The following is a 19,531-nucleotide window of genomic DNA, read 5'->3' as shown; positions in this document are numbered from 1 at the left end:
CTCACCAGCCCGAAGCGGTCAGGACGACGGAGCCACCGGCCGGGACATCGCCCCACGCCAGCTCGCGCAGCAGCGCCTGGGCGCCCTCGTGCGGGGCGATCAGCTCGATGCCGCGCCTGGCGTAGTCGCGCCCCAACTCGGGGGTGACCATGCCGGGATGGGCGCCAGCCGGGGCCCAGGGGCCCCAGTGCACGGTCAGCGCGCGCCGCCCGGTGCGCGCCGCCCACTCGGCGCCGACGCCCTCCAACGCGTCGTTGGCCGCGGCGTAGTCGCACTGGCCTCGATTGCCGAGCACGGCCGAGATGCTGCCGAACAGCACCGCGAACGAGGGCCCGTTGAAGCCGGCGCCGACCGCGTCGAGCAGCGTCCGCGCGCCGTCCACCTTGGTGCCGAACACCCGGCGGAACGCGCCCTCGTCCTTTTCGGCGATCAGCCGGTCCTCGATCACCCCCGCGGCGTAGACGACGCCGTCGACGCGGTCGAACCGCGCCCTTATGTCCTTGACCGCCTGCGTGACCGACTCGTGGTCGCGCATGTCCACGGCCTGGTAGTGGGCGGGGCTGCCAAGTCGCCGCAGCTCGCCCAGCGTTCCCTCGATCTCGCGCTGGGCGAGGATCAGCCCGGCCCGTCGGTCGACCTCGGCGGGGGAGAGCCCGCCGCGCGCCGCGAGCGCCGCGCGCAGCGCCGCCCGGTCGCCAGCGCCCGCGGTGTCGGCGTCCTCGGGCCCGCTGAACGGCCGTGTCCTGCCGAGCAGTTCGATCCGGCAGCCGCACGCGGCCGCGAGCGCGGCGGCGATGTGCGCGGCGATGCCGCGGGCCCCACCGGCCAGGACCACCACCGACTCACGGTCGAGTCCGAGGGCCGCGGCCTCGGCCGCCCCCTCGCCCGCGGGTCCCGCGCCCCGCCCCGCCGAGGCGCCGAGCCCCGCCTCGGCCAGCTCGAAGCCGGTGCGCGCCGCGCCGGAGCGCAGTACGACGGGCGAACGGTCGGGCGCGGTCAGCTCGTCGAGCAACGCCTCGGCCGCGGCGGCGGGTTCGGCGGGGTCGAGGGCCACGACGCGGGCCAGGGTGTCCGGGTACTCCCTCGCCACGGTGCGGAACAGGCCGTGCAGGCCGTGGGGTTGGGCGCCGGAAGGCCGCGCGCACAGCAGCCAGCGCGGCGAGCGCGCGAGCGCGGCCTTGAGCGCGCCGAACGACTCGGGCAGCGCCGAGGCGTCGCGGCGGTCGGTGAGCGGGCCGAGCAGGACCACGCCGTCGACGGGCCCTTCCGCGTCGGACAGCGCGTGGGCGGCGCCATGGCGGGTGACCCGCGCCCCGTGCCGTTCGAGCCCTTCGGCCAGGGCGTCGGCCACCGCGTCGCCGCCGAGTAGCGCGAACCGCTTCCCGGCGAACGCGCCACCCGACCCACCGGCCTCGCCCGACTCCGCGTCGGCGAGCGGCACTTCGCGCAGCACCAGGCGCCTGGGTGCCACCCCGGCCAGCCCATCGGGCCCTTCGGCGGCGGCGGGCTCGTTCTGGCCGCCGGTGCGCTGGGCGGGGATGTGCGCCTCCCCCGGGGGCGCGGTCCGGCCCTGGCCGGGGCCGGTCAGCCTGGTGGAGAGCCAGTCGGCGATGGACGCCACGGTGCGGGACCTGGACAGCTCCTCAAGATCCGCCTCCGCGACGTCGGAAGCGGAGGCGGAGCCGCCGAGCGCGGTCACCAGCTCCCCGGCGATCTCGGTGCGTTTGATGGAGTCGATGCTGAGGTCGGCCTCCAGGTCGAGGTCGGGGTCGAGCATGTCCACGGGGTAGCCGGTGCGTTCGCTGATGACGCGCAGCACGGTGCCGGTGACATCGGTGGCCTTCGCCTCGTGGGCCTGCGCTTCGGGGGTGCCCGTTCCGCCCGCGGCCGGTATCGAGGCGTGGGCCGGTGCGTGGCCGCCCGCGTCGGCCACGGCGGCGGGCAGCTCGGGAAGCCCGGGCAGCTCGGGCAGCCGCGCCGGGGCGGCGGGCGCGGCCTGGGCGGGCGCGCCGCCCAGGTAGGTGAGGAGCACATCCCGCTGAGCGGCGACCAACTCCCGTGTGCTGCGGAGGTATTCGACCAGGAGGGCATCCGGGTCCTGCTGGGGCATCGCGTTGTTCTCCAGGGGGGTGAGCGGTACTCGTCTGGCCGGGCGCAGGCCGCCCGGCAGCGGGTCGCCCGCCGCGGTGCGGACGAGGTGGCCGTCGACGGTCCAACCGGCGGGGCGTGTGGGCGAGGGGACGGCTGGCCTGCCGTGGTGGAGCCAGGCGGTGCGCACGGGCACGCCCGCGACGGCGAGGCGGGCGAGCGTTTCGAGGAAGCCGCGCAGCCCGGCGCCTGGCCGTGGCTCGCACGCCACGGCGTGGTGGGGGCGGTCGCCGAGGACCGCGCCGACCAGGCCGGTGAGCGCCGCCCCGGGACCGGCCTCCACGAACACCCGGGCGCCCGCGGCGTACATGGCCTCGATCTGCGCCACGAAGCGGACCTCGGCGCCGAGTTGGGCGGCGAGCTCGGCGCGGATCGCGTCGGGCCCCGTGGGGTAGGGGGCCGCGGTGCGGTTGGCCCAGACGGGGAACTCAGGTGCGCGCAGGGGGTGGTGGGCCAGCGCGGCGGCGAAGCGCTCGCCCGCCCCTTCGAGCAGCGGGCTGTGGAACGCGCAGGCCACCGGGAGCCGCTTGGGCCGGTGTCCGGCGTCGGTGAGCAGCCGCACGGCCTCGTCGACCGCGTCGGTGGCCCCGGAAATCACGGTCTGCGTAGGGGAGTTGTGGTTGGCCGCGGTCACCCGCCCGTCGAGCTTGCCCAGGCGCAGCACCTCTTCCACGGTCCCCGCGTCGGCGGGCACCGCGGCCATGGTGCCGGGGTCGTCGCCGACGGACGACAGGATCGCCTCGGCCCGGTCGGCGCTGAGCGCGAGAAGCGCGTCGGGCGTCAGGGCCCCGGCGGCGCAGAGCGCGGCGAGCTCGCCGTAGGAGTGGCCGCCCGCCATGGCGGGGCGCACCCCGGCGCGGGTGAGCAGGTCGTGGGCGGCCAGGGCGGTCAGCCCAAGCGCGGGCTGCGCGACGCGCGTGTCGGTGACCGCGGCCCTTCGGCGTTCACGGGTCGCGTCGTCGAACGACGCGGGCGGGAAGACGGCGTCCACGGGGGCGGCGTCCAGCTCAAGATAGCGGTGCAGCTCGGGGAAGGCGGTGAACAGCTCGGCGAACATCCCGGGGCGCTGGCTGCCCTGCCCGGGGAAGAGGAACGCCACATCCCCCGGGCCGCCTTCCCGCTCCCCGTCCTGCGTGGCCACGAAGACGCCGGAGCCGGGGTCGCTCTCGCCCGCGATCGCCCGGCGCAGCTGGCCGGGCAGGGCGTCGAGGCTCTCGGCGACCACGGCGACGGCGACGCGCCCGGGCCTGGCGTCGGCCTCGACGGCGGCCGAACGGGCCAGCTCCCGCAGGGGAGTCGAGGCCGCCTCCCCGCTCTCGACGAAGCGCAGCATCTCCTCGGCCGCCCGCGCCGTGCGGAAGGTGAGGAGCTCGGCGGGCCACACGGCGCGGCTCGTGGCCGGTGGGGGCCCGGCCGGGTGGGCGGTGAGGACGGCGTGGAAGTTGGTGCCGCCGAAGCCGAACGCACTGACCCCGGCGACGCGTTCCTCCGCGGGCGCGGCCCAGGGGCGGGGGCTGGTGTGGAAGGCGAAGGGGCTGGTCTCCTGGTCCCAGGCGGGGTTGGGGCGCACCAGGTTCCCCGTGGGCGGCAGGACCCCGGTGTGCAGGGCGAGGGCGGCCTTGATGAGCCCGGCGAGCCCAGCGGCGCACTTGGTGTGCCCGATCTGGGACTTGACCGAGCCGAGCGCGCACGCGCCGGGCTCGGCGCCCGCGTCGATGAACATCTCGGTGAGCACGGTGAGTTCGGTGCGGTCCCCGACGACGGTGCCGGTGCCGTGCGCCTCGACGAGCCGCACCTCGGCGGGCGCGATCCCGGCCTGGTGATAGGCGCGTTCGAGGGCGGCGCGCTGGCCCTCGGCGCGTGGCGCGGTCAGCCCGAGGTGGCGCCCGTCGCTCGCGGCGCCGACGCCCTGGATGACGGCGTAGACGCGGTCGCCGTCGCGCCGCGCGTCGGCGAGCCGCTTGAGGACCACGCAGGCGACGCCCTCGCCCAGCGCGATCCCGTCCGCGTCCGCGTCGAACGTGCGGGAGCGGCCCGTGGGGGACAGGGCGTGCACGGAGGAGAAGAGGACGTAGTCGTGGATGCCGTTGTGCAGGTCGGCGCCGCCGCACAGCGCCACGTCGGCCGCGCCCGTGGCCAGGTCCTTGCACGCGGCGTCGAGGGCGGCGAGCGACGAGGCGCAGGCGGCGTCCACGGTGTAGTTGGCGCCGCCGAGGTCGAGGCGGTTGGCGACGCGGCCCGCGATGACGTTGGCCAGCATGCCGGGGAAGGAGTCCTCGGTGAGCATGGGCAGTTGGTCGCCGAGGGCGTCGGGGAGCGGCCCGGTCCAGCCGGGCAGGACGGTCCGCAGGGTCAGGGCCGTGGACAGGTCGCTCCCGGCCTCGGCGCCGAAGATGACGGATGTGCGGGCGCGGGGGAAGGGGCGCCGGTCGTAGCCCGCGTCCGCGAGCGCCCGCCTGGTGGCCTCAAGCGCGAGCAGCTGGACGGGCTCGATGCCCGCGAGCGAGGCCGGGGGGATGCCGTAGGCCAGCGGGTCGAACGGGATCCGCGGCAGGAACCCTCCCCACTTGGAGACGGTGGTCGCCCCTTCGCCGCCTTCGGGCGCGTAGTAGAGCCGTGGGTCCCAGCGTTCGGCCGGGACCTCGGTGACCGCGTCCACGCCGTCCAGGACGTTCGCCCAGAACTCGTCGAGGTCGCGCGCCCCCGGGAACATGCCCGCCATGCCCACGATGGCGATCTCGAGCGGCTCGGGCTCGGGGGCCTCGGCCGCGTGCGGGCGCCCGCGCAGCGTGGTGGCGCGCCCGGCCAGGAAGTCGGCCGCCGCCGGCCCCACGGCGTGGTGCAGCTCGGCGACCGTGGTGGTGGCCGAGCGCAGCACGGCGACGTCCCCGGCCATGAACATCCCGGCCGCGCGCTGCCGCCCGCCGTCCACCGCGACCAGCTGGTCCCCGACGCGCTCAACGCCCTTGCTGGCGATGCGCAGCCGCCCGAGGTTCAGCCGTTCGAGCCGTTCCCACGCCTCGCGCTCGGGCACGTCAAGGGCCCGCAGCTCGGCCTCGGCGGCCCTGAACTCCGCGGTGAACGGGCTCTCGACGCACCGCGTGGCGTGCCCGGGCGCCGTGACCAGCAGCTCCGTCGCCCCCGCGGCCACCACGCTGCGCTGGAACTCGGGGCCGATCGCGCCGTGCGCCACCGCCTCGGCGGTGAACAGGTAGGCGGTGCCCATCAGCACGCCCACCGCCACCCCGCGCCGGGTCAGCGGGGCGGCCATGGCGGCCACCATCGCCGCGGAGCGCGCGTCGTGGACGCCGCCCGCGAACAGCACCTGAAGCCCGTCGGCCGCCGAGCCCTCATCGGCGGCGAACGCGTCGAGCACCGCGAGCTGCGCCTGCCACAGCGGGAAGCTGGCGCGCGGGCCCACATGGCCGCCGCACTCCGAGCCCTCGAAGACGAAACGCCGCGCCCCCGCGGCGAGGAACTGCCGCAGCAGCCCGGGCGAGGGAACGTGCAGGAACGTCGCGATCCCCGCCTCCTCCAGGGCCGTGGCCTGCGAAGGGCGGCCCCCCGCGATGACCGCGTGCGTGGGGCGTTGGTCGAGCACGGCTTCCAACTGGGCGGCCCGCACGCTCTCCTGGGCGAACCCGAGCAGCCCCACGCCCCACGGCGCGTCGCCCACCGCCGCGCGCGTGCTCTCAAGCAGCGCCCTCGTCTGCGCCCCGTCGGCCAGCGCGAGCGCGAGCACCGGGAGGCCCCCGGCCTCCGCGACCGAGGCGGCGAACCCGGGTTGGTCGCTCACCCGGGTCATCGGCCCCTGGACGACGGGGAGTCGGGTGCCCAGCGCCAGGGCGGCCGGGGACCCGGGCCGCAGCGCCTCGCCCGCCGCGTCGTCGTGGAACGCCTCCGCGATCGCCGCGCGCACCGCGCCCACGGCCTCGGCCACGGTGCCGTGGCGCTCGGCGAACTCGGCGGCGAGAAAGCCGTCCTGGCCCACCGGAAGCAGCTGCCGCCGCGGGTCGTCCACGCCGAGCCGCCCGATGACGTCCTCGTCCGCGCCGTCGAGCGATGGCGCGTCGGGCCCGCGCCGCCGCAGCACCCGGTGGCCGCCGATGACCACGGTCTCGGTGCCGTCCATGCGCCGCAGCAGCGCCGCCGCGCCCTCGGGGAGCGCGCTCTCCTCAAGCAGCGCCAACTGCGCGTCGAGCACCACCCCGGCCGCGCCCCCCGCCACGGCCGCCGCCGCGGTGTGCTCGCCGATGCCGCCGCACGCCCACACGGGAAGCCCGGGACCCTCGTCGCCGAGGAGCCGCTGGAGCAGCACGAATGTGCTCAACGCGCCCACGCGGCCTCCGCATTCGTGCCCGCGGGCGATAAGCCCGTGCGCTCCCGCGGCCCTCGCCTCGTGTGCCTCGTCCAGGTCGGTCACCTCGCGCAGCACGCGGCACGACGCCGGAGCGCCGCTCCACCGCGCGCCCGCGCCGAGCACCACGGTGGCGACCCCCGCCAGCTCGTCGCGCTCCATGGCGCACTCCGTTCCCACCCGCACCCCGAAGGAGCCGGGAGCCCAGCGCCGCAGCCGCGCCAGCGCCTCGCGCGCCGCCGAGTCCCCCCGCCCCAGATCCAGGATGCCGAGCCCCCCGGCCCGGGAGACGGCCGCAGCGAGCCGGGCGTCGGGAACGCCGAATGGTGTGATGCCGATGACAATGTCGGGATTCTGCGAGACGGGGGTCACGACACTCCGAGTCAATGTCTGCGCTGCGTCACAGCGTGGGGATGCGGACCTGCGCGAAAGTACGTGCCACTAATGCGACGGGTCAAATTATCAAAGCGCTCAAATTCTCGTCACACATGTGGGCGGACGGTGAGGGCCAAGCTGTGGCCGACCATATGACCCACAAGGGGTGACGGCCGTGTATGCCCATGTCGTGACGGGTGCGACCTTGGCGTTTCATGGCGATGGGTGGTCGCCGAACTTCTTCCGCACGCCCTATGGATGCCCGGCATGGGCGGGGGCGAACCGCTCATGGGAGACGGCAATCAGAGAAGTGCGCCTGGGGTCATACGCCCGTAATGGTCGCGATACATATGCGTCGTTCCGAATCTCGTTCGAATTTCGCCCGCGGCCTTCACGTTTTTTGGCGGCGCTTCGCTTCGCGGGCTTCACCGTTCACCTTCCGGCCGCCCGGGGCGCGCCGGAACGCGCCCCGATGTGGCGCGCTTCACATCACCGGATCGAGCGAGCGGACGCGCGCCGCGCGAGTACGCAGTCCCCACATACCGGGCCGCGGCGCTCCGGCGCCGCGCGGTAGACGAGGCAGCAGCTGTGCCGCAAGAAGCGCCCACCCGCGGTCACCTCGGCCGTGCCCCGCAGCGGGGCCCTGGCCAGCAGCGCGCCAAGGACCGCCCCCGCCTCGCCCGCGACGCCGGGGCGGGCCCGGGCCAGCTGGGCCGCGGCGCCGTGCACGGCGGAGGCCACATTGCCCCACAGGATCAGGGGCGAGAGCGACAACGTTCGGAAGACGGCCGTCAGTTCGGCTACCGGCCCCCGGTCCAGACACGGGTGCAGCACATCGGCGGCGTCGGCCGAAGCATCGCGGGGGGCGCCCCGGCCGCCCTCGACGGCGACCGAGAGCGGGACGGGGCCGCCGAGCACGGGCCGCCACCACAGCGCCCCGAGCGACGCGGCGAAGGGCGCGCGCCGCAGCACGGCCAGCGCGAGCGCGGGTGAGACCAGCCGCGCGGCCAGCCCCAGATGGGCCACCGACGCGGCCACGCGCGGCTCGACCCGTTCGGGGGCGGTACCGTGCGACGCGGCGAGCGAGGCCCGCACCGCCGCCACCCTCGCCCTCAACGCCGTTGGATCCTCGGCAAGTTCGGCCAGGGGGCGCCACCGTGCGCCCGGCAGGGCCCCCACGGGGTGCCGCTCCACGGCGAAGAAGGGGCCGAGTGCGGCCAGGACATCCGACGGCGTGGGCGAACCCGCGGTCGCATCAGCGCACATCGCCCCATCATGCACGGCCCCATCATGCACGGCCCCGCGGCGCACGCCGGGGGCGTGCGGCCAAGGTGCGCGATACGGTCGGCGCATGGTGTTCGACCCCCGTGACCCGGCCTTTCTCGCCGACCCCTACCCGGCGTTCGCCGCGCTGCGCGAGCGCGCCCCCGTGCACCGGCACGAGGGGCTCGGCCTGCCGGTCGCCGTCTCGCACGCCGCGTGCTCCCAGGTGCTGCGCGAGCGCGCCGCGGGCCGCCTGTGGACCGATCGCGCCCCTGCCGAGGCGTTCCCGGCGTTCAACCTGCTGCACCGCAACTCGCTCCTTGAGACCGAGCCGCCCCGGCACACCCGCCTGCGCCGCCTGATCTCGGCGGCGTTCGCCCGCGGGCACATCCGCAGGCTGGAGCCGTGGGTCGCCTCCGTCGCCGGTGCCATGGTCGACCGGCTCGCCGCGGCCATCGCCGAGGACGGCTCGGCCGACCTGCTCACCCACCTCGCCGCGCCGCTCCCCGTCGAGGTGATCGCCGAGCTGCTCGGCGTCCCCGAGGCCGACCGCCCCAGGCTCCAGCCGTGGTCCAACGCCATCGTGAAGATGTACGAGTACGGCCTGCCGCCCGAGGGCGAGGCGGCGGCCGAGCGGGCCGCCGCCGAGTTCGTGGCCCATCTGCGCGGCCTCGCCGACGCCCGCGCGCGCGACCCGCGCGACGACCTGATCAGCGACCTGGTCTCGGTGCGCGACGGCGGCGACCGGCTCACCGGCGACGAACTGGTCGGCACCGCCGTCCTGTTGCTGATGGCCGGGCACGAGGCCACCGTCAACGTCATCGGCAACGGCGTGGGCGCCCTGCTGCGCCACCGCGACCAGTGGGAGCGGCTTGTGGCCGACCCCGCGCTGCTGCCGACCGCGGTGGAGGAGCTGATCCGCTATGACGCGCCCCTCCAGCTCTTCGAGCGCACCGCCACGGCGCCGACGGCGGTCGGGGGCTTCGATCTCGCGCCAGGCGACCGGATCGCCGCCCTGCTCGGCGCGGCGGCCCGCGACCCGGCCGTCTTCGACGACCCCGACACGCTCGACATCGGCCGCTCGCCCAACCCGCACCTGGGCTTCGGCGCGGGCATCCACTACTGCGTGGGCGCGCCCCTGGCCCGCGTCGAGATCGCCGCGGCCCTCCACGCCCTGACCACGCGCCTGCCGGGCCTTCGCCTCGCCGGAACGCCCGAGCGCCGCCCCGAGTTTGTGATCCGCGGCCTGCGGGCGCTCCCCGTCACCGCCTGAGCCCTCAGGGGCGGCGGACTCAGCCCAGCTCGAATGAGCGCCTGGCAAGACCCATCATGTAGCCGTCGATCACCGTGCGGGCCGGGCGTTCCGCGTCATCCGCGCTGCCCAGCGTGACAAAGACCGGCAGGAAGTGATCGGGCGTGGGGTGGGCGTACGGCATGCCCGGCGCGCGCTGGGCGTACGCCGCCAGCTCCTCCACATCGCCACGCTCCAACGCGTCGGCCGCCCACGCGTCGAAGTCGGACGACCAGCCGGGGACGACCCCCTCGGTGATCATCTCCCGCGTGGTGAACGGCAGTCCATGCGTCATAAAGCCCGACCCCACCACCAGCACCCCCTCCCGGCGCAGCGGCGCGAGCCTGCGGCCCAGGTCCATCAGGCGCCCCGGCTCGTGCGTGGGCAGGGACAGCTGGAGCACCGGGATGTCGCCCAGCGGGTACATCGCCATCAGCGGCACCCACGCGCCATGGTCCAGGCCCCGCTCGCCGTGCTGGTGCGGTGCCTGCCCCCGGGGCATCATCGCCGCGACGCGCCGCGCCAGGTGCCCGGCGTCCGGGGTGTCGTAGCGCATCTGGTAGTAGCGCGGGTGGAAGCCGCCGAAGTCGTACACCAGCGGCGTGTGCGCGGCGGGCGCGGACAGGGCGAGCGGCGCGTTCTCCCAGTGCGCCGAGACGATCAGGATCGCCCGGGGGCGCGGCAGCGCCTGCGCCCAGGCGAACAGCTCGCGGATCCACGGCCCGTCGTCGAACAACGGCGGCGCGCCATGGCTGATGTACAGCGCGGGCAGCGCCCCGTCGGCGGGCGTCCAGTCCCGCTGGGCGCGGGCGCGGGGCAGGGCGTCGGGGATGAAGGCGTCGTAGGCGGCGGCGGGTCTCTCGGGGTGGAACAGTCCGTGCACGGCGTTCTCCGAAGTCGGTGAGGGGGCCGGTCAGGCCCTGGCCAGCGCGGCGAGGGTGTCGCGCAGCGGGGTGGTGGGGCGGCCCGCGAGGCGCGCGAGGTCGCCCGAGGTGTGGGCGAGGGTGCCATCGGCGATGTCGGCCTCCAGCCGGGCCAGATAGGCCGCGACCTCGTCGGGCACGCCGTTGCCGACCAGGGCGGCGCGGTACGCGTCGGCCGGCAGGTCGCGGTACTCGACCTTGGTGCCCGACACCTCGGTGAGGGTGGCCGCGAACTCGGCCATCGACCACGCGGTGTCGCCCGACAGCTCGTACACGGTGTTCTCGTGGCCCTCGCCCGTCAGGACGGCCGCGGCGGCGGCCGCGTAGTCGGCGCGGGCCGCCGAGGCCACAAGCCCCTCGCCCGCCGCGCCCGGCAGCACGCCGGTGGCCAGCGCCTGGGCGACGGTCGCCGCGTAGTTCTCGGTGTACCAGCCGTTGCGCAGCAGGCTGCACGGCAGCCCCGAGGCCAGCAGATACGCCTCGGTCTCCTTGTGCTCGGGCGCGACCGCGATGGTCGTGGTGTCGGCGTGCAGCACGCTCGTGTACGCCAGCAGCCCGGCGCCCGCGGCCTTGGCGGCGTCGATGACGGCCCGGTGCTGGGGAACGCGCCGCCCGATCTCGTTCCCCGATATCAGCAGCACCCTCTCCGCGCCGTCGAGCGCGGTGGCGAGCGTCGCGGGCCTGTCGTAGTCGGCCTCGCGGACGGCGACGCCCGACGCGGCCAGGTCGGCGGCCTTCTCGGGCGAGCGCACGGCGGCGACGATCCGGTCGGCGGCCACGCCGCGCTCGCGCAGCTCGGCGATGACCAGGCGGCCGAGGGGGCCGGTGGCCCCGGTGACGACGATCATGAACGTTCTCCTTGGGTGAGGGGCGGCGCGAGCGCGCCTTCGGGGGCGAGCGAGGCGTTGACCGAGGCGTTGATCAGGTGGCCGATCTCCCGCAGCCGCCGCTGCTGCTCCCGCGTGAGCGGGTCGAACACCAGCCGCCGCACCTCCGCCACATGGCCTGGCGCGGTGGCGACGACCTTCTCCCACCCGGCCTCGGTGAGGGTCGCCAGGGTGCAGCGCCCATCGGCCGGGTCGGGGCGGCGGGTGACCCAGCCGCGCCGCTCCAGGCGCGCGGCGACGTGCGAGAGGCGCGAGAGCGACCCCTCGGTGAACGTCGCCAGCTCGCTCATGCGCAGCGTGCGCCCCGGCGCCGACGAGAGCCCCGCGAGCACCTGGTAGGCGAAGTGGCTGATGCCCGCGTCGCGTTGGAGCTGGGCGTCCAGCGCGGCGGGGAGCCGCACCAGGGTGCCGATCAGCGCCATCCAGGTCGCGCGCTCCTCGTCGTCCAGCCACCGTGGCTCATCCGCGCTCATACCCCCACCATAACTTGAAGCGTCAACCAAACGCGCCCGGCCAGCTCGTCGACGGGCAGCCGCAGCGACGCGTCGGCGGGCAGCACGACGAGCTGCTCGCGGTGGAACCCCAGGATGTGCGGGGCGCGGGCGACCGAGGGGTGCGCCTGGCCGGAGCAGTAGGCGCGGCCAGCCGCGCCAGGGCGCGCTCGACGGCGCGGCGCCCCGCGCGTTCCATGTCCGCCGCGGGCAGCGTTAAGGGCGCCCGCCACCGGGACGTTACCCGCTCACCGGGCGCCCGCCGCCGCCAGCGCCGCCACCCACGCCCTGGCCCCGGGCAGTAGCGCCCGGCTCCTCGCGGTGGCGGCGGGCCTGGTCACCGGTTCGGCCAGCTGCGCCAGCAGCAGCTCGTCGCCCGGCGCGACCTGGCCACCGGGGCGGCTCTGCCACCACACCAGAGCCTCGCCGGGCGCGAGGTCCGCGAGGCCGTCGCCGCCCGGCTCGGGGCCCCGTGCCGACCCGTCGTCGGCCAGCCGGTAACGCCCGGGCGCGGGAAGGGAGTCGACCACCTCAAGGCCGCCGCCGTGCCCGGCGCAGCTCACCAGCTGGGCCAGCGACGGCATCGCGACGGACGCGGTGCGCACGGGAACGGAGGGCAGCAGGCACGCGAGCACGTGCAGCGCGAGGCTCGGCAGTAGCCCCGCGGCCCGCTCGGCGCGCTGGACCAGCGAAACCACCGTCTGGAAGCGGGGGTTGATCTCCACGGCCAGCACCAGGCCATCGCTTTCCATGACCAGGTCGAGGCCGAACACCCCCCGGTAGCCCCGAAGACGCAGCTCCTCGCCGACCCCGCGGGCCGCCTCCCGCGCCCGCTCGTATGCTGCGCCCGGCAGATCGCCCGCGCCCAGCAGCTGGTTGCCGCAGTGGCCGCCCCAGTGGGGCGTCAACTCCGGTACGCCCACGAGCTGTCGTGACACCGCGGAGACCGCGACCCGGTCCCCGGCGACGCAGGCGCTGACGGTGAGCGAGGGGCCGTCGACCAGGCGCGAGACCCGCAGCTCCTCGCCGGGCAGCCGCGCTAGGAGGCGGGCCAGCTCGTCGCGGTCGCGCGCGGGCCATGTGCCGCGCCCGGTCAGGTTGTTGGCGCGGCGCTGCACGACGGCCGCGGGCCAGTGCGCGGGCCAGTAGGACGCGGCGGGCGCCCGCCCATCGGCCGGGACCACCACCGTCTCGGGCGTGGGCACGCCCGCCGCGCGGAAGATGCCCGCCGCGTGGATCTTGTCCCCGGCCAGCGCGGTCACCGCGGGGTCGGCGGCCAGCAGGGGCAGCCCACGGCCCGCGGCCCAGTCGCGCGCCGCCGTCCCGTGCTCGGGGGCGAAGGCGACCCCGACGCGGCGCGCCCCGCCCCTGCGGCCCACCGGGTCGCCGGAGAGCGCGGGCGTCGTGGGCAGCACCGGCGGCAGCCCTGGCGCTGCGGCCGAGGCGCTGAGGAACGGCGACCGGTCGAACCAGTGGATCTCGTCCACCAGTTCGCGCAGCAGCTTGGCCCCCTCGTCGTGCGCCACCCCCTCGATGCGGGTCGGCACCTGCTCGCTCAACGTCGGCTCCCCTCGCGCACGGTGGTCGTCACGGACCACTAACCGCCCGCGGGCCCGGGAGGTCACGGCCACCCGTTCCGGCAAATCCCACGAGCGGCACGCGACTTGGCGACCGGACCGTCGTTTGGGTGTGTGCCGCTTTCGCCGACCCGAGGGAAGCCACGATGCCCACGCTCCCGCCCTCGCCGCGCCCCCGTTTCCTTACCCTGGCCGCGCTGACGGCCGCCGCCGCGCTCCTCGCGCTCGCCACCCCGGCCCACCGCCAACACGAATCAGACGACCCAGGACCCGATCACGCTGTGCAACGTCGCGCCGCTCTCGCCAGGCGCCCGCGTGGACGGCGCGTGCGAGGCCGTCCAGACCGCCGTCCAGACCGCCGTCCAGATCGCCGTCCAGATCGCCGATGGGCTGTTGCGGGCAGGCCAAGGGCTGCCCGGTTCGCGGCCGGCGTGCGGCCCCGCTCCCTCAGGCCAAACCGGCCGCCGCCCACCACCCGCACGCCACCCGCGACCGCACCCGACCCACCCACCTAAGGTCACGCTCCCCCAACGGGCTCAGCGACCCGTAAAGCTGCGGGTCAGAGGCCACCCGTGGGGGCCGAAGATGCGACCCACCAGGCACCGTGGGGCACGCCGTGCCGGGGTAGGCCGAAGGGGCCGTTCGTCACCACCGCGGTGACGAACGGCCCCCGGGTCGTGCGGGTCAGGCAGCTCAGCCGTTCAGCTCGGCGATCCACTGCTTGATGAACTGGCCCTGGTACTCGCCACCGAGCAGGTTCCAGTCGTGGTCGTACATCTGCGGCTTCCAGTAGTTGTCGAACGCCCACGCCGTCCAGCTGATGTGCGGACGGGCGTCGAGGTAGGCGCGCAGCGGGGCGCCCCACTCCGAAGTGGTGCCCTCGGTCACCGGATCCGACCACTCACCCGCCGGGTTCCAGCCGAACTCCGTGAGCATCACCGGGATCTGCTCGGCCGCGTTGCCGAACTTCGGGTCCAGGATCGCCTCGGTGGCCGCGCCCTGGTTCGGGTAGAGGTGGTAGACGTACACGATGTTGCCGCCCGCGATGGGGTCGTTGACCGCGCCGTTCAACCGGGTTGACCACTGCGGGCTGCCCATGAGGATCAGGTTGTCCGGGGCCAGAGCGCGGACCCGGTCGACGACGGGCTGGATGTAGCTCTTCCACTGCGCCCACGAGTCGGGGTTGATCGGCTCGTTGTAGACCTCGTACAGGACGTTGGGGATGTCGGCGTAGCGCGGCGCGACATACTCCCAGAACTCCCTGACGAGATCCTGCGGAACGCCTCCGCTGCCGTAGTCCTGCACCCGGTGGAAGTCGACGATGATGTACACGCCGAGGTCCACCGCCTGCTGCACGTACGGGTCGACGTGCTGGGCGATGTTGTCCGCCAGGGACAGGCTGTCGTTCGGCGCCCACTCGGTGACGGGCAGCCGGACGACGTTGGAGTGCCAGCCGCGCGCCGGGTCGGTCGCGCGGGCGATGTGGTCGGCCATCGGCTGGGGGTTGCACTCGGCGCACTCGTTGTTGTGCCGGGGGCCGATCATCGAGACGCCCCTGAGGGTGACGGGGTTGCCCGACGAGTCGACGATGCGGTTCCCCTCGGTGGACAGCCACGGCACCGCGGCGGACGCCTCGGGGGGTGAGGCGGGCGCCTCGTCGGCCGAAGCGGGCCCCGGCAGCGCGAGGGCGGCGGTCACCGCGGCCAGCGCGGCCACGGTGGTGAGGAGCTTTCTCACGGATGTCTTCATGGACCTGAGCATGCGGCTCTCTCCGTTTCTTGTGTGGGGGGGTGGAGCTTGGGTGGTGCGGGGCCTCCTTCCGGTCGGGGACGGGGGACGCTGTGGGGGGATGGGCGGTCGGGGGAACGCGTTCGGCTCAGGCCCCCTCCGCGGCGGGGCCGAGCGCGGGAACGCCCGTGAGGGTCAGATCGGCCGCGCGGTGGCACGCGGTCATGCGGCCTTCCCCGGCCGCCGCGAGCTCGGGCGGGCTGCCCGGCACGTCGCACACGCCGTCGAGGGCGGCCTGGCAGCGGGTGTGGAACGAGCAGCCCGCGGGCGGCCTCGCCGGGTCGGGCAGGTCGTCGGCCAGCCGGACGCGGCGGCCCGCGCCGCGCAGCCGCGGGTCGGGCCTGGGCACCGCGGAGAGCAGCGCCTCGGTGTAGGGGTGGCGCGGCTGGGCGTAGAGCGGGGTGGTGGGGCCCGTCTCCACGACTTTCCCGAGGTACATCACCGCCACCCGGTCGCAGACGCTCTCGACGACGGACAGGTCGTGGGAGATGAACAGATAGGTCAGGCTGAGCTGTTCGCGCAGCTCGAGCAGCAGGTTGAGGATCTGGGCGCGCACCGAGACGTCGAGCGCGGACACCGGCTCGTCCGCGATGACCAGGCGCGGGCCGAGGATCAGCGCGCGGGCGATGCTGATCCGCTGCCGCTCGCCGCCGGAGAACGCGTGGGGGTAGCGGCGCATGTACCGCGAGGAGAGGCCGACGCGGGTGAGCATGTCGGCCACCCGGTCCTCGAGCTCGGAGCCGCTGGCCAGGCCGTGGGCCTTGAGCGGGTCCCCGACGATGCGCAGCAGCGTCATCCTGGGGTTGAGGGAGGAGAACGGGTCCTGGAAGACGACGCGCACCTGCCGCTGGTACGCGCGCAGCCCGCGCCGGGACAGCGCCCCGACGTCCCACGGGTCGCCGCCGTCGCCCGGGTCGTAGAGCACGCGCCCCGCGCTCGGCTCGACGGCGCGGGCCAGCGCGCGGCCCAGCGTGGTCTTGCCGCAGCCCGACTCGCCGACCAGGCCGAGCGTTTCGCCGGGGCGCAGCGTGAGGCTGACCCCGTCGACGGCGCGGACACGCCCGGTCACGCGCCCGAACGGGCCGCGCCTGACGGGGAAGTGGACCTTGAGGCCGCGCACATCGAGGAGAGGCGTGGCCGAGGCGTCGTTGAGGGGGCGGTCGTTCACGGGGTGCTCGGTCATCAGGCGTTCCCCTCCGCGTCGGCGTGCACGCAGCGCACGCCCCGGCTCGTGTCGAGCGCGACCTCGACGGGCCCCTCGCCCCGGTCGCACACGCCCGCCACCGCGACGTCGCAGCGGGGGTGGAACGGGCAGCCCTCGGGCCGTTCCGAGGGGTGCGGGACCGTGCCGCGGATGGTGTCGAGGCGCTGGCGCGGGCCCGTGCCAAGGCGCGGCACCGAGCCCAGCAGGGCGCGGGTATAGGGGTGTTGGGGATGGTGGAAGATGTCGTCCACGGGGCCGTGCTCGACCACGGTGCCCAGGTACATCACCACCACCTCGTCGGCGATCTCGGCGACCACGCCCAGGTCGTGGGTGATGAACAGCACGGACATCCCGGTATCGGCCTGGAGGTCCCTCAGGAGGTCGAGGATGCGGGCCTGGGTGGTGACGTCGAGCGCGGTGGTCGGCTCGTCGGCGATGAGCAGGGCGGGCTCGCACGCCAGCGCGATGGCGATCATGACGCGCTGGCACATGCCGCCGGAGAGCTGGAAGGAGTAGGACCGCAGGCGCTCGGCGGCGCGCGGGATGCCGACGCGGGTGAGCAGCCGCACCGCGCGCTCCTCGGCCTCCTCGCGGCTGAGCGGGAGGTGGAGCCTGATGGCCTCGACCACCTGGTCGCCGATGGTGTGCAGGGCGGAGAGCGCGGCCATGGGCTCCTGGAAGACCATGGCGATCTCCCGCCCGCGCACGGTGCGCATCTCCTCGCTCTTGGGGTCGAGCGCGGCCAGGTCGACGCTCTCTCCGCCGTCGCGGTGCCAGCGGATGGCGCCTTCGACGATGCGGCTTGGCGGCTCGACCAGGCCGAGCACGGACCTGGCGGTCATGCTCTTGCCGCAGCCCGACTCGCCCACCAGGCAGACGATCTTGCCCCGGGGAACGCTGAACCCCGCGCCGTCCACCGCGCGGACGATCCCCTCCGGGGTGTCCACATGGGTCTTGAGGCCCTCGATCTCCAGCAGCGGGGCGTGGTCGGGCGCCGCGGGCCGTGGCGCGGCCGGGGCGGTCGTGAGGTCGGGTGGCATGGCACAGTCCCCTTCGTTACCTTCGGTACGGGTCGGCGGCGTCGCGCAGGCCGTCGCCCGCGAAGTTGAGGGCGAGCACCGCGACGACCACGGCGAGCCCAGGGATCATGAGCCAGGGCGCGGTCTCAAGCACGCGGACGTTCTGCGCGTCCTGGAGCAGCACCCCCCAGCTGACGACGGGCGCCTGGAGCCCCAGGCCGAGGAAGCTCAGCGCGGTCTCGGCCAGGATCATCGCCGGGACCGACAGGGAGAGCTGGGCGATGAGATGGCTGCTGACCGAGGGCAGCATGTGCCCGAAGATCACTCTTCGCCGCCCGCACCCGTCGAGGCGGGCCGCGGTCACGAACTGCTCCTCGCGCAGCGCGAGGAAGCGCCCGCGCACCTCGCGCGCCAGATGGGTCCAGCCGATCAGGGCGAGCACCACCGAGATCGCGAAGTACCGTTGCAGCGGCCCCCATTCGGGTGGCAGCGCGGCGGCGAGGCCGAGCCACAGCGGCAGGCTGGGCAGCGACATGAAGAACTCGACCACGCGCTGGATCACGGTGTCGGCGCGGCCCGCGAGATAGCCGGAGAGCCCGCCGAGGACGACGCCGAGCACGAACGCCACGACGACGCCGATCAGTCCGATCGTCATCGAGACCCGGGTGCCGTGGATGAGCTGGGACAGCAGGTCGTGGCCCGTGCGGTCGGCGCCGAGCAGGTACATGGGCGCGCCCGGCTCGGTGGGCCCGAACAGGTGCCGGTCCCACGGGATCAGGCCGAGCAGCCGGTACTCCTCGCCCCGCACGAAGAAGCCCACGCCGATCCGCTGGGACGGGTCGGTGGTGAAGGTCTGCTCATAGGTCTCGTTGTCGACGGTCGTGGTGTAGCCGTCGACGTGGAGGCCGCCGTCGAACTGGATGGTCTGGGGCGGGGCGTAGGGGTAGTTCTCGTCGAAGTGCTCGGTGCCGAACGGCGCGAGGAAGTCCGCGAAGATCGCCACCAGGTAGAGCGCGGCGGTCACGGCGAGGCCCAGCATGGCGAGCCGGTGGCGGCGGAACCTCCGCCAGACCAGGCGCCACTGGGACGCGGAGTCCCTGGGCGGCGCCCCGCCCTTCTTCTCCGCGGGGGGTCCTTCGGGCGTCTGTGTCGTTCCGGCGGCGCCGGGCGCCGCCGCGAGGCCGGTCATGGCCCCCCTCCTATCCCCGGTCCAGCCGGACCCGCGGGTCCAGCCAGGCCAGCAGTACGTCCGACAGCAGGGTGCCGATGACGGTCAGCACGCTGACGATGAGAATGACCGAGCTGGCCAGGTACATGTCCTGGCTGCGCAGGGCGTTGAGCAGCAGCGGCCCCGTGGTCGGCAGGGACAGCACCTGCGCGACGACGACCTCGCCCGAGACCAGCGCGGGCAGAACGTAGCCGACGGTGGAGACGAACGGGTTGAGCGCGGCCCGCAGCGGATAGCGCACGAGCAGCTTGCGTTCGGGCATGCCCCTGGCGCGCGCCGCGACCACATAGGGGCGGTGCAGCTCGTCGAGCAGGTTGGCCCGCAGGACGCGGATCAGCCCGGCCGTGCCCGCCGTGGCCAGCACGAGCACCGGCACCCACAGGTGGCCGAGCAGGTCGATGACCTTGCCGAGGTTCCACGCGGCGTCTTCGAACTCCGGTGAGAACAGCCCCCCGACGCTCATCCCGAACACCGTCTGGCCGATGTACATCAGCAGCAGCGCGATCATGAAGTTGGGGATGGCCAGGCCGAGGAAGCCCACGACGGTGGCGAGGTAGTCGCCGGGGGAGTACTGGCGGACCGCCGAGTACAGGCCGATGGGGAACGCCAGCAGCCACGTCGTCAGCAGCGTGGTCACCGCGAGCACCACCGTGAGCGGCAGCCGGTCGGCGACCAGGTCGGCCACGGGGCGGCTGTACTCGAAGGACTGCCCGAAGTCGCCGTGGAAGAGGATGGAGGACATCCAGGTGACGTACTGGGAGGCCAGCGGGTCGCCCAGGCCGTATCGCTCGCGCAGCGACTCCAGTTGGGCCCGGTCGACCGACTCGCCCTGGTTCTCCAGGCGCGACACCAGCGTCGTCAGGTAGTCGCCCGGCGGGAGTTGGATGATCGCGAAGGCGACCACCGATATCCCGAAGAGCGTGGGAATCATGTAGAGGCACCGGCGTGCCACATAGCTCAGCACCGCGAGTCCGTCCCGT

General features: G+C 74.8%; 13 protein-coding genes. 1 reads left to right on the top strand and 12 read right to left on the bottom strand.

What is annotated here, in order from left to right; all coding sequences use genetic code 11:
- Window position 1: 1 nt before the first annotated feature.
- Together DEH69_RS12675 and DEH69_RS12670 are read right to left on the bottom strand one after the other, a co-directional pair.
- Window positions 2-6,877 carry a type I polyketide synthase gene (locus tag DEH69_RS12675; protein ID WP_258534625.1) on the bottom strand — a complete coding sequence of 2,292 codons (6,876 nt, stop codon included), beginning with the start codon at window positions 6,875-6,877 and terminating at the stop codon, window positions 2-4.
- Between the two features lie 492 nt (window positions 6,878-7,369).
- Window positions 7,370-8,146 carry a (2Fe-2S)-binding protein gene (locus DEH69_RS12670; RefSeq protein WP_113687052.1) on the bottom strand — a complete coding sequence of 259 codons (777 nt, stop codon included), beginning with the start codon at window positions 8,144-8,146 and terminating at the stop codon, window positions 7,370-7,372.
- Between the two features lie 85 nt (window positions 8,147-8,231).
- Here DEH69_RS12670 and DEH69_RS12665 point away from each other — a divergent pair, with 85 nt between their 5' ends.
- On the top strand, window positions 8,232-9,416 hold the full coding sequence (locus DEH69_RS12665) for a cytochrome P450 (RefSeq protein WP_220131247.1): 1,185 nt from the start codon (window positions 8,232-8,234) through the stop codon (window positions 9,414-9,416).
- Between the two features lie 19 nt (window positions 9,417-9,435).
- On the opposite strand, the gene DEH69_RS12660 is transcribed toward DEH69_RS12665, so the two are convergent.
- From DEH69_RS12660 to DEH69_RS12610, 10 genes are all read right to left on the bottom strand, one after another.
- Window positions 9,436-10,317, bottom strand: a complete 882-nt coding sequence (locus DEH69_RS12660; protein ID WP_113687051.1) for a dioxygenase — start codon at window positions 10,315-10,317, stop codon at window positions 9,436-9,438.
- A 30-nt stretch (window positions 10,318-10,347) separates the two neighbouring features.
- Window positions 10,348-11,205, bottom strand: coding sequence for an SDR family oxidoreductase (locus DEH69_RS12655; protein ID WP_113687050.1), 858 nt, complete (start codon window positions 11,203-11,205; stop codon window positions 10,348-10,350).
- Window positions 11,202-11,717, bottom strand: coding sequence for a MarR family winged helix-turn-helix transcriptional regulator (locus tag DEH69_RS12650; RefSeq protein WP_113687049.1), 516 nt, complete (start codon window positions 11,715-11,717; stop codon window positions 11,202-11,204). The genes DEH69_RS12655 and DEH69_RS12650 overlap by 4 nt, the downstream gene beginning before the upstream one ends.
- A complete protein-coding gene (locus tag DEH69_RS12645) occupies window positions 11,714-11,968 on the bottom strand; it encodes a hypothetical protein (RefSeq protein WP_113687048.1) in 255 nt (84 codons plus the stop codon). Before DEH69_RS12645 ends, DEH69_RS12650 begins: the two co-directional genes overlap by 4 nt.
- A gap of 15 nt (window positions 11,969-11,983) precedes the next feature.
- Window positions 11,984-13,294: an ATP-grasp domain-containing protein gene (locus tag DEH69_RS12640; protein WP_181727408.1), complete on the bottom strand. Its 1,311-nt coding sequence runs from the start codon at window positions 13,292-13,294 to the stop codon at window positions 11,984-11,986.
- Between the two features lie 711 nt (window positions 13,295-14,005).
- Window positions 14,006-15,061 carry a glycoside hydrolase family 5 protein gene (locus DEH69_RS12630; RefSeq protein WP_181727407.1) on the bottom strand — a complete coding sequence of 352 codons (1,056 nt, stop codon included), beginning with the start codon at window positions 15,059-15,061 and terminating at the stop codon, window positions 14,006-14,008.
- A gap of 127 nt (window positions 15,062-15,188) precedes the next feature.
- Window positions 15,189-16,283 carry an ABC transporter ATP-binding protein gene (locus tag DEH69_RS12625; RefSeq protein ID WP_113687044.1) on the bottom strand — a complete coding sequence of 365 codons (1,095 nt, stop codon included), beginning with the start codon at window positions 16,281-16,283 and terminating at the stop codon, window positions 15,189-15,191.
- Window positions 16,283-17,344 (bottom strand): ABC transporter ATP-binding protein, encoded by a 1,062-nt coding sequence (locus tag DEH69_RS12620; RefSeq protein ID WP_113687043.1) that lies wholly within the window; start codon window positions 17,342-17,344, stop codon window positions 16,283-16,285. The genes DEH69_RS12625 and DEH69_RS12620 overlap by 1 nt, the downstream gene beginning before the upstream one ends.
- 16 nt (window positions 17,345-17,360) lie before the next feature.
- The gene (locus DEH69_RS12615; protein WP_113687042.1) at window positions 17,361-18,512 is read right to left on the bottom strand and encodes an ABC transporter permease; all 1,152 of its coding nucleotides are present in this window, start codon (window positions 18,510-18,512) and stop codon (window positions 17,361-17,363) included.
- A 10-nt stretch (window positions 18,513-18,522) separates the two neighbouring features.
- Window positions 18,523-19,503 carry an ABC transporter permease gene (locus DEH69_RS12610; RefSeq protein WP_258534635.1) on the bottom strand — a complete coding sequence of 327 codons (981 nt, stop codon included), beginning with the start codon at window positions 19,501-19,503 and terminating at the stop codon, window positions 18,523-18,525.
- Window positions 19,504-19,531: the final 28 nt, after the last annotated feature.

Origin of the sequence: Streptomyces sp. PT12 (genome assembly GCF_003311645.1) — a bacterium.
GTDB lineage: Bacteria > Actinomycetota > Actinomycetes > Streptomycetales > Streptomycetaceae > Streptomyces.
This window is presented reverse-complemented; position numbering and strand designations above follow the sequence as displayed.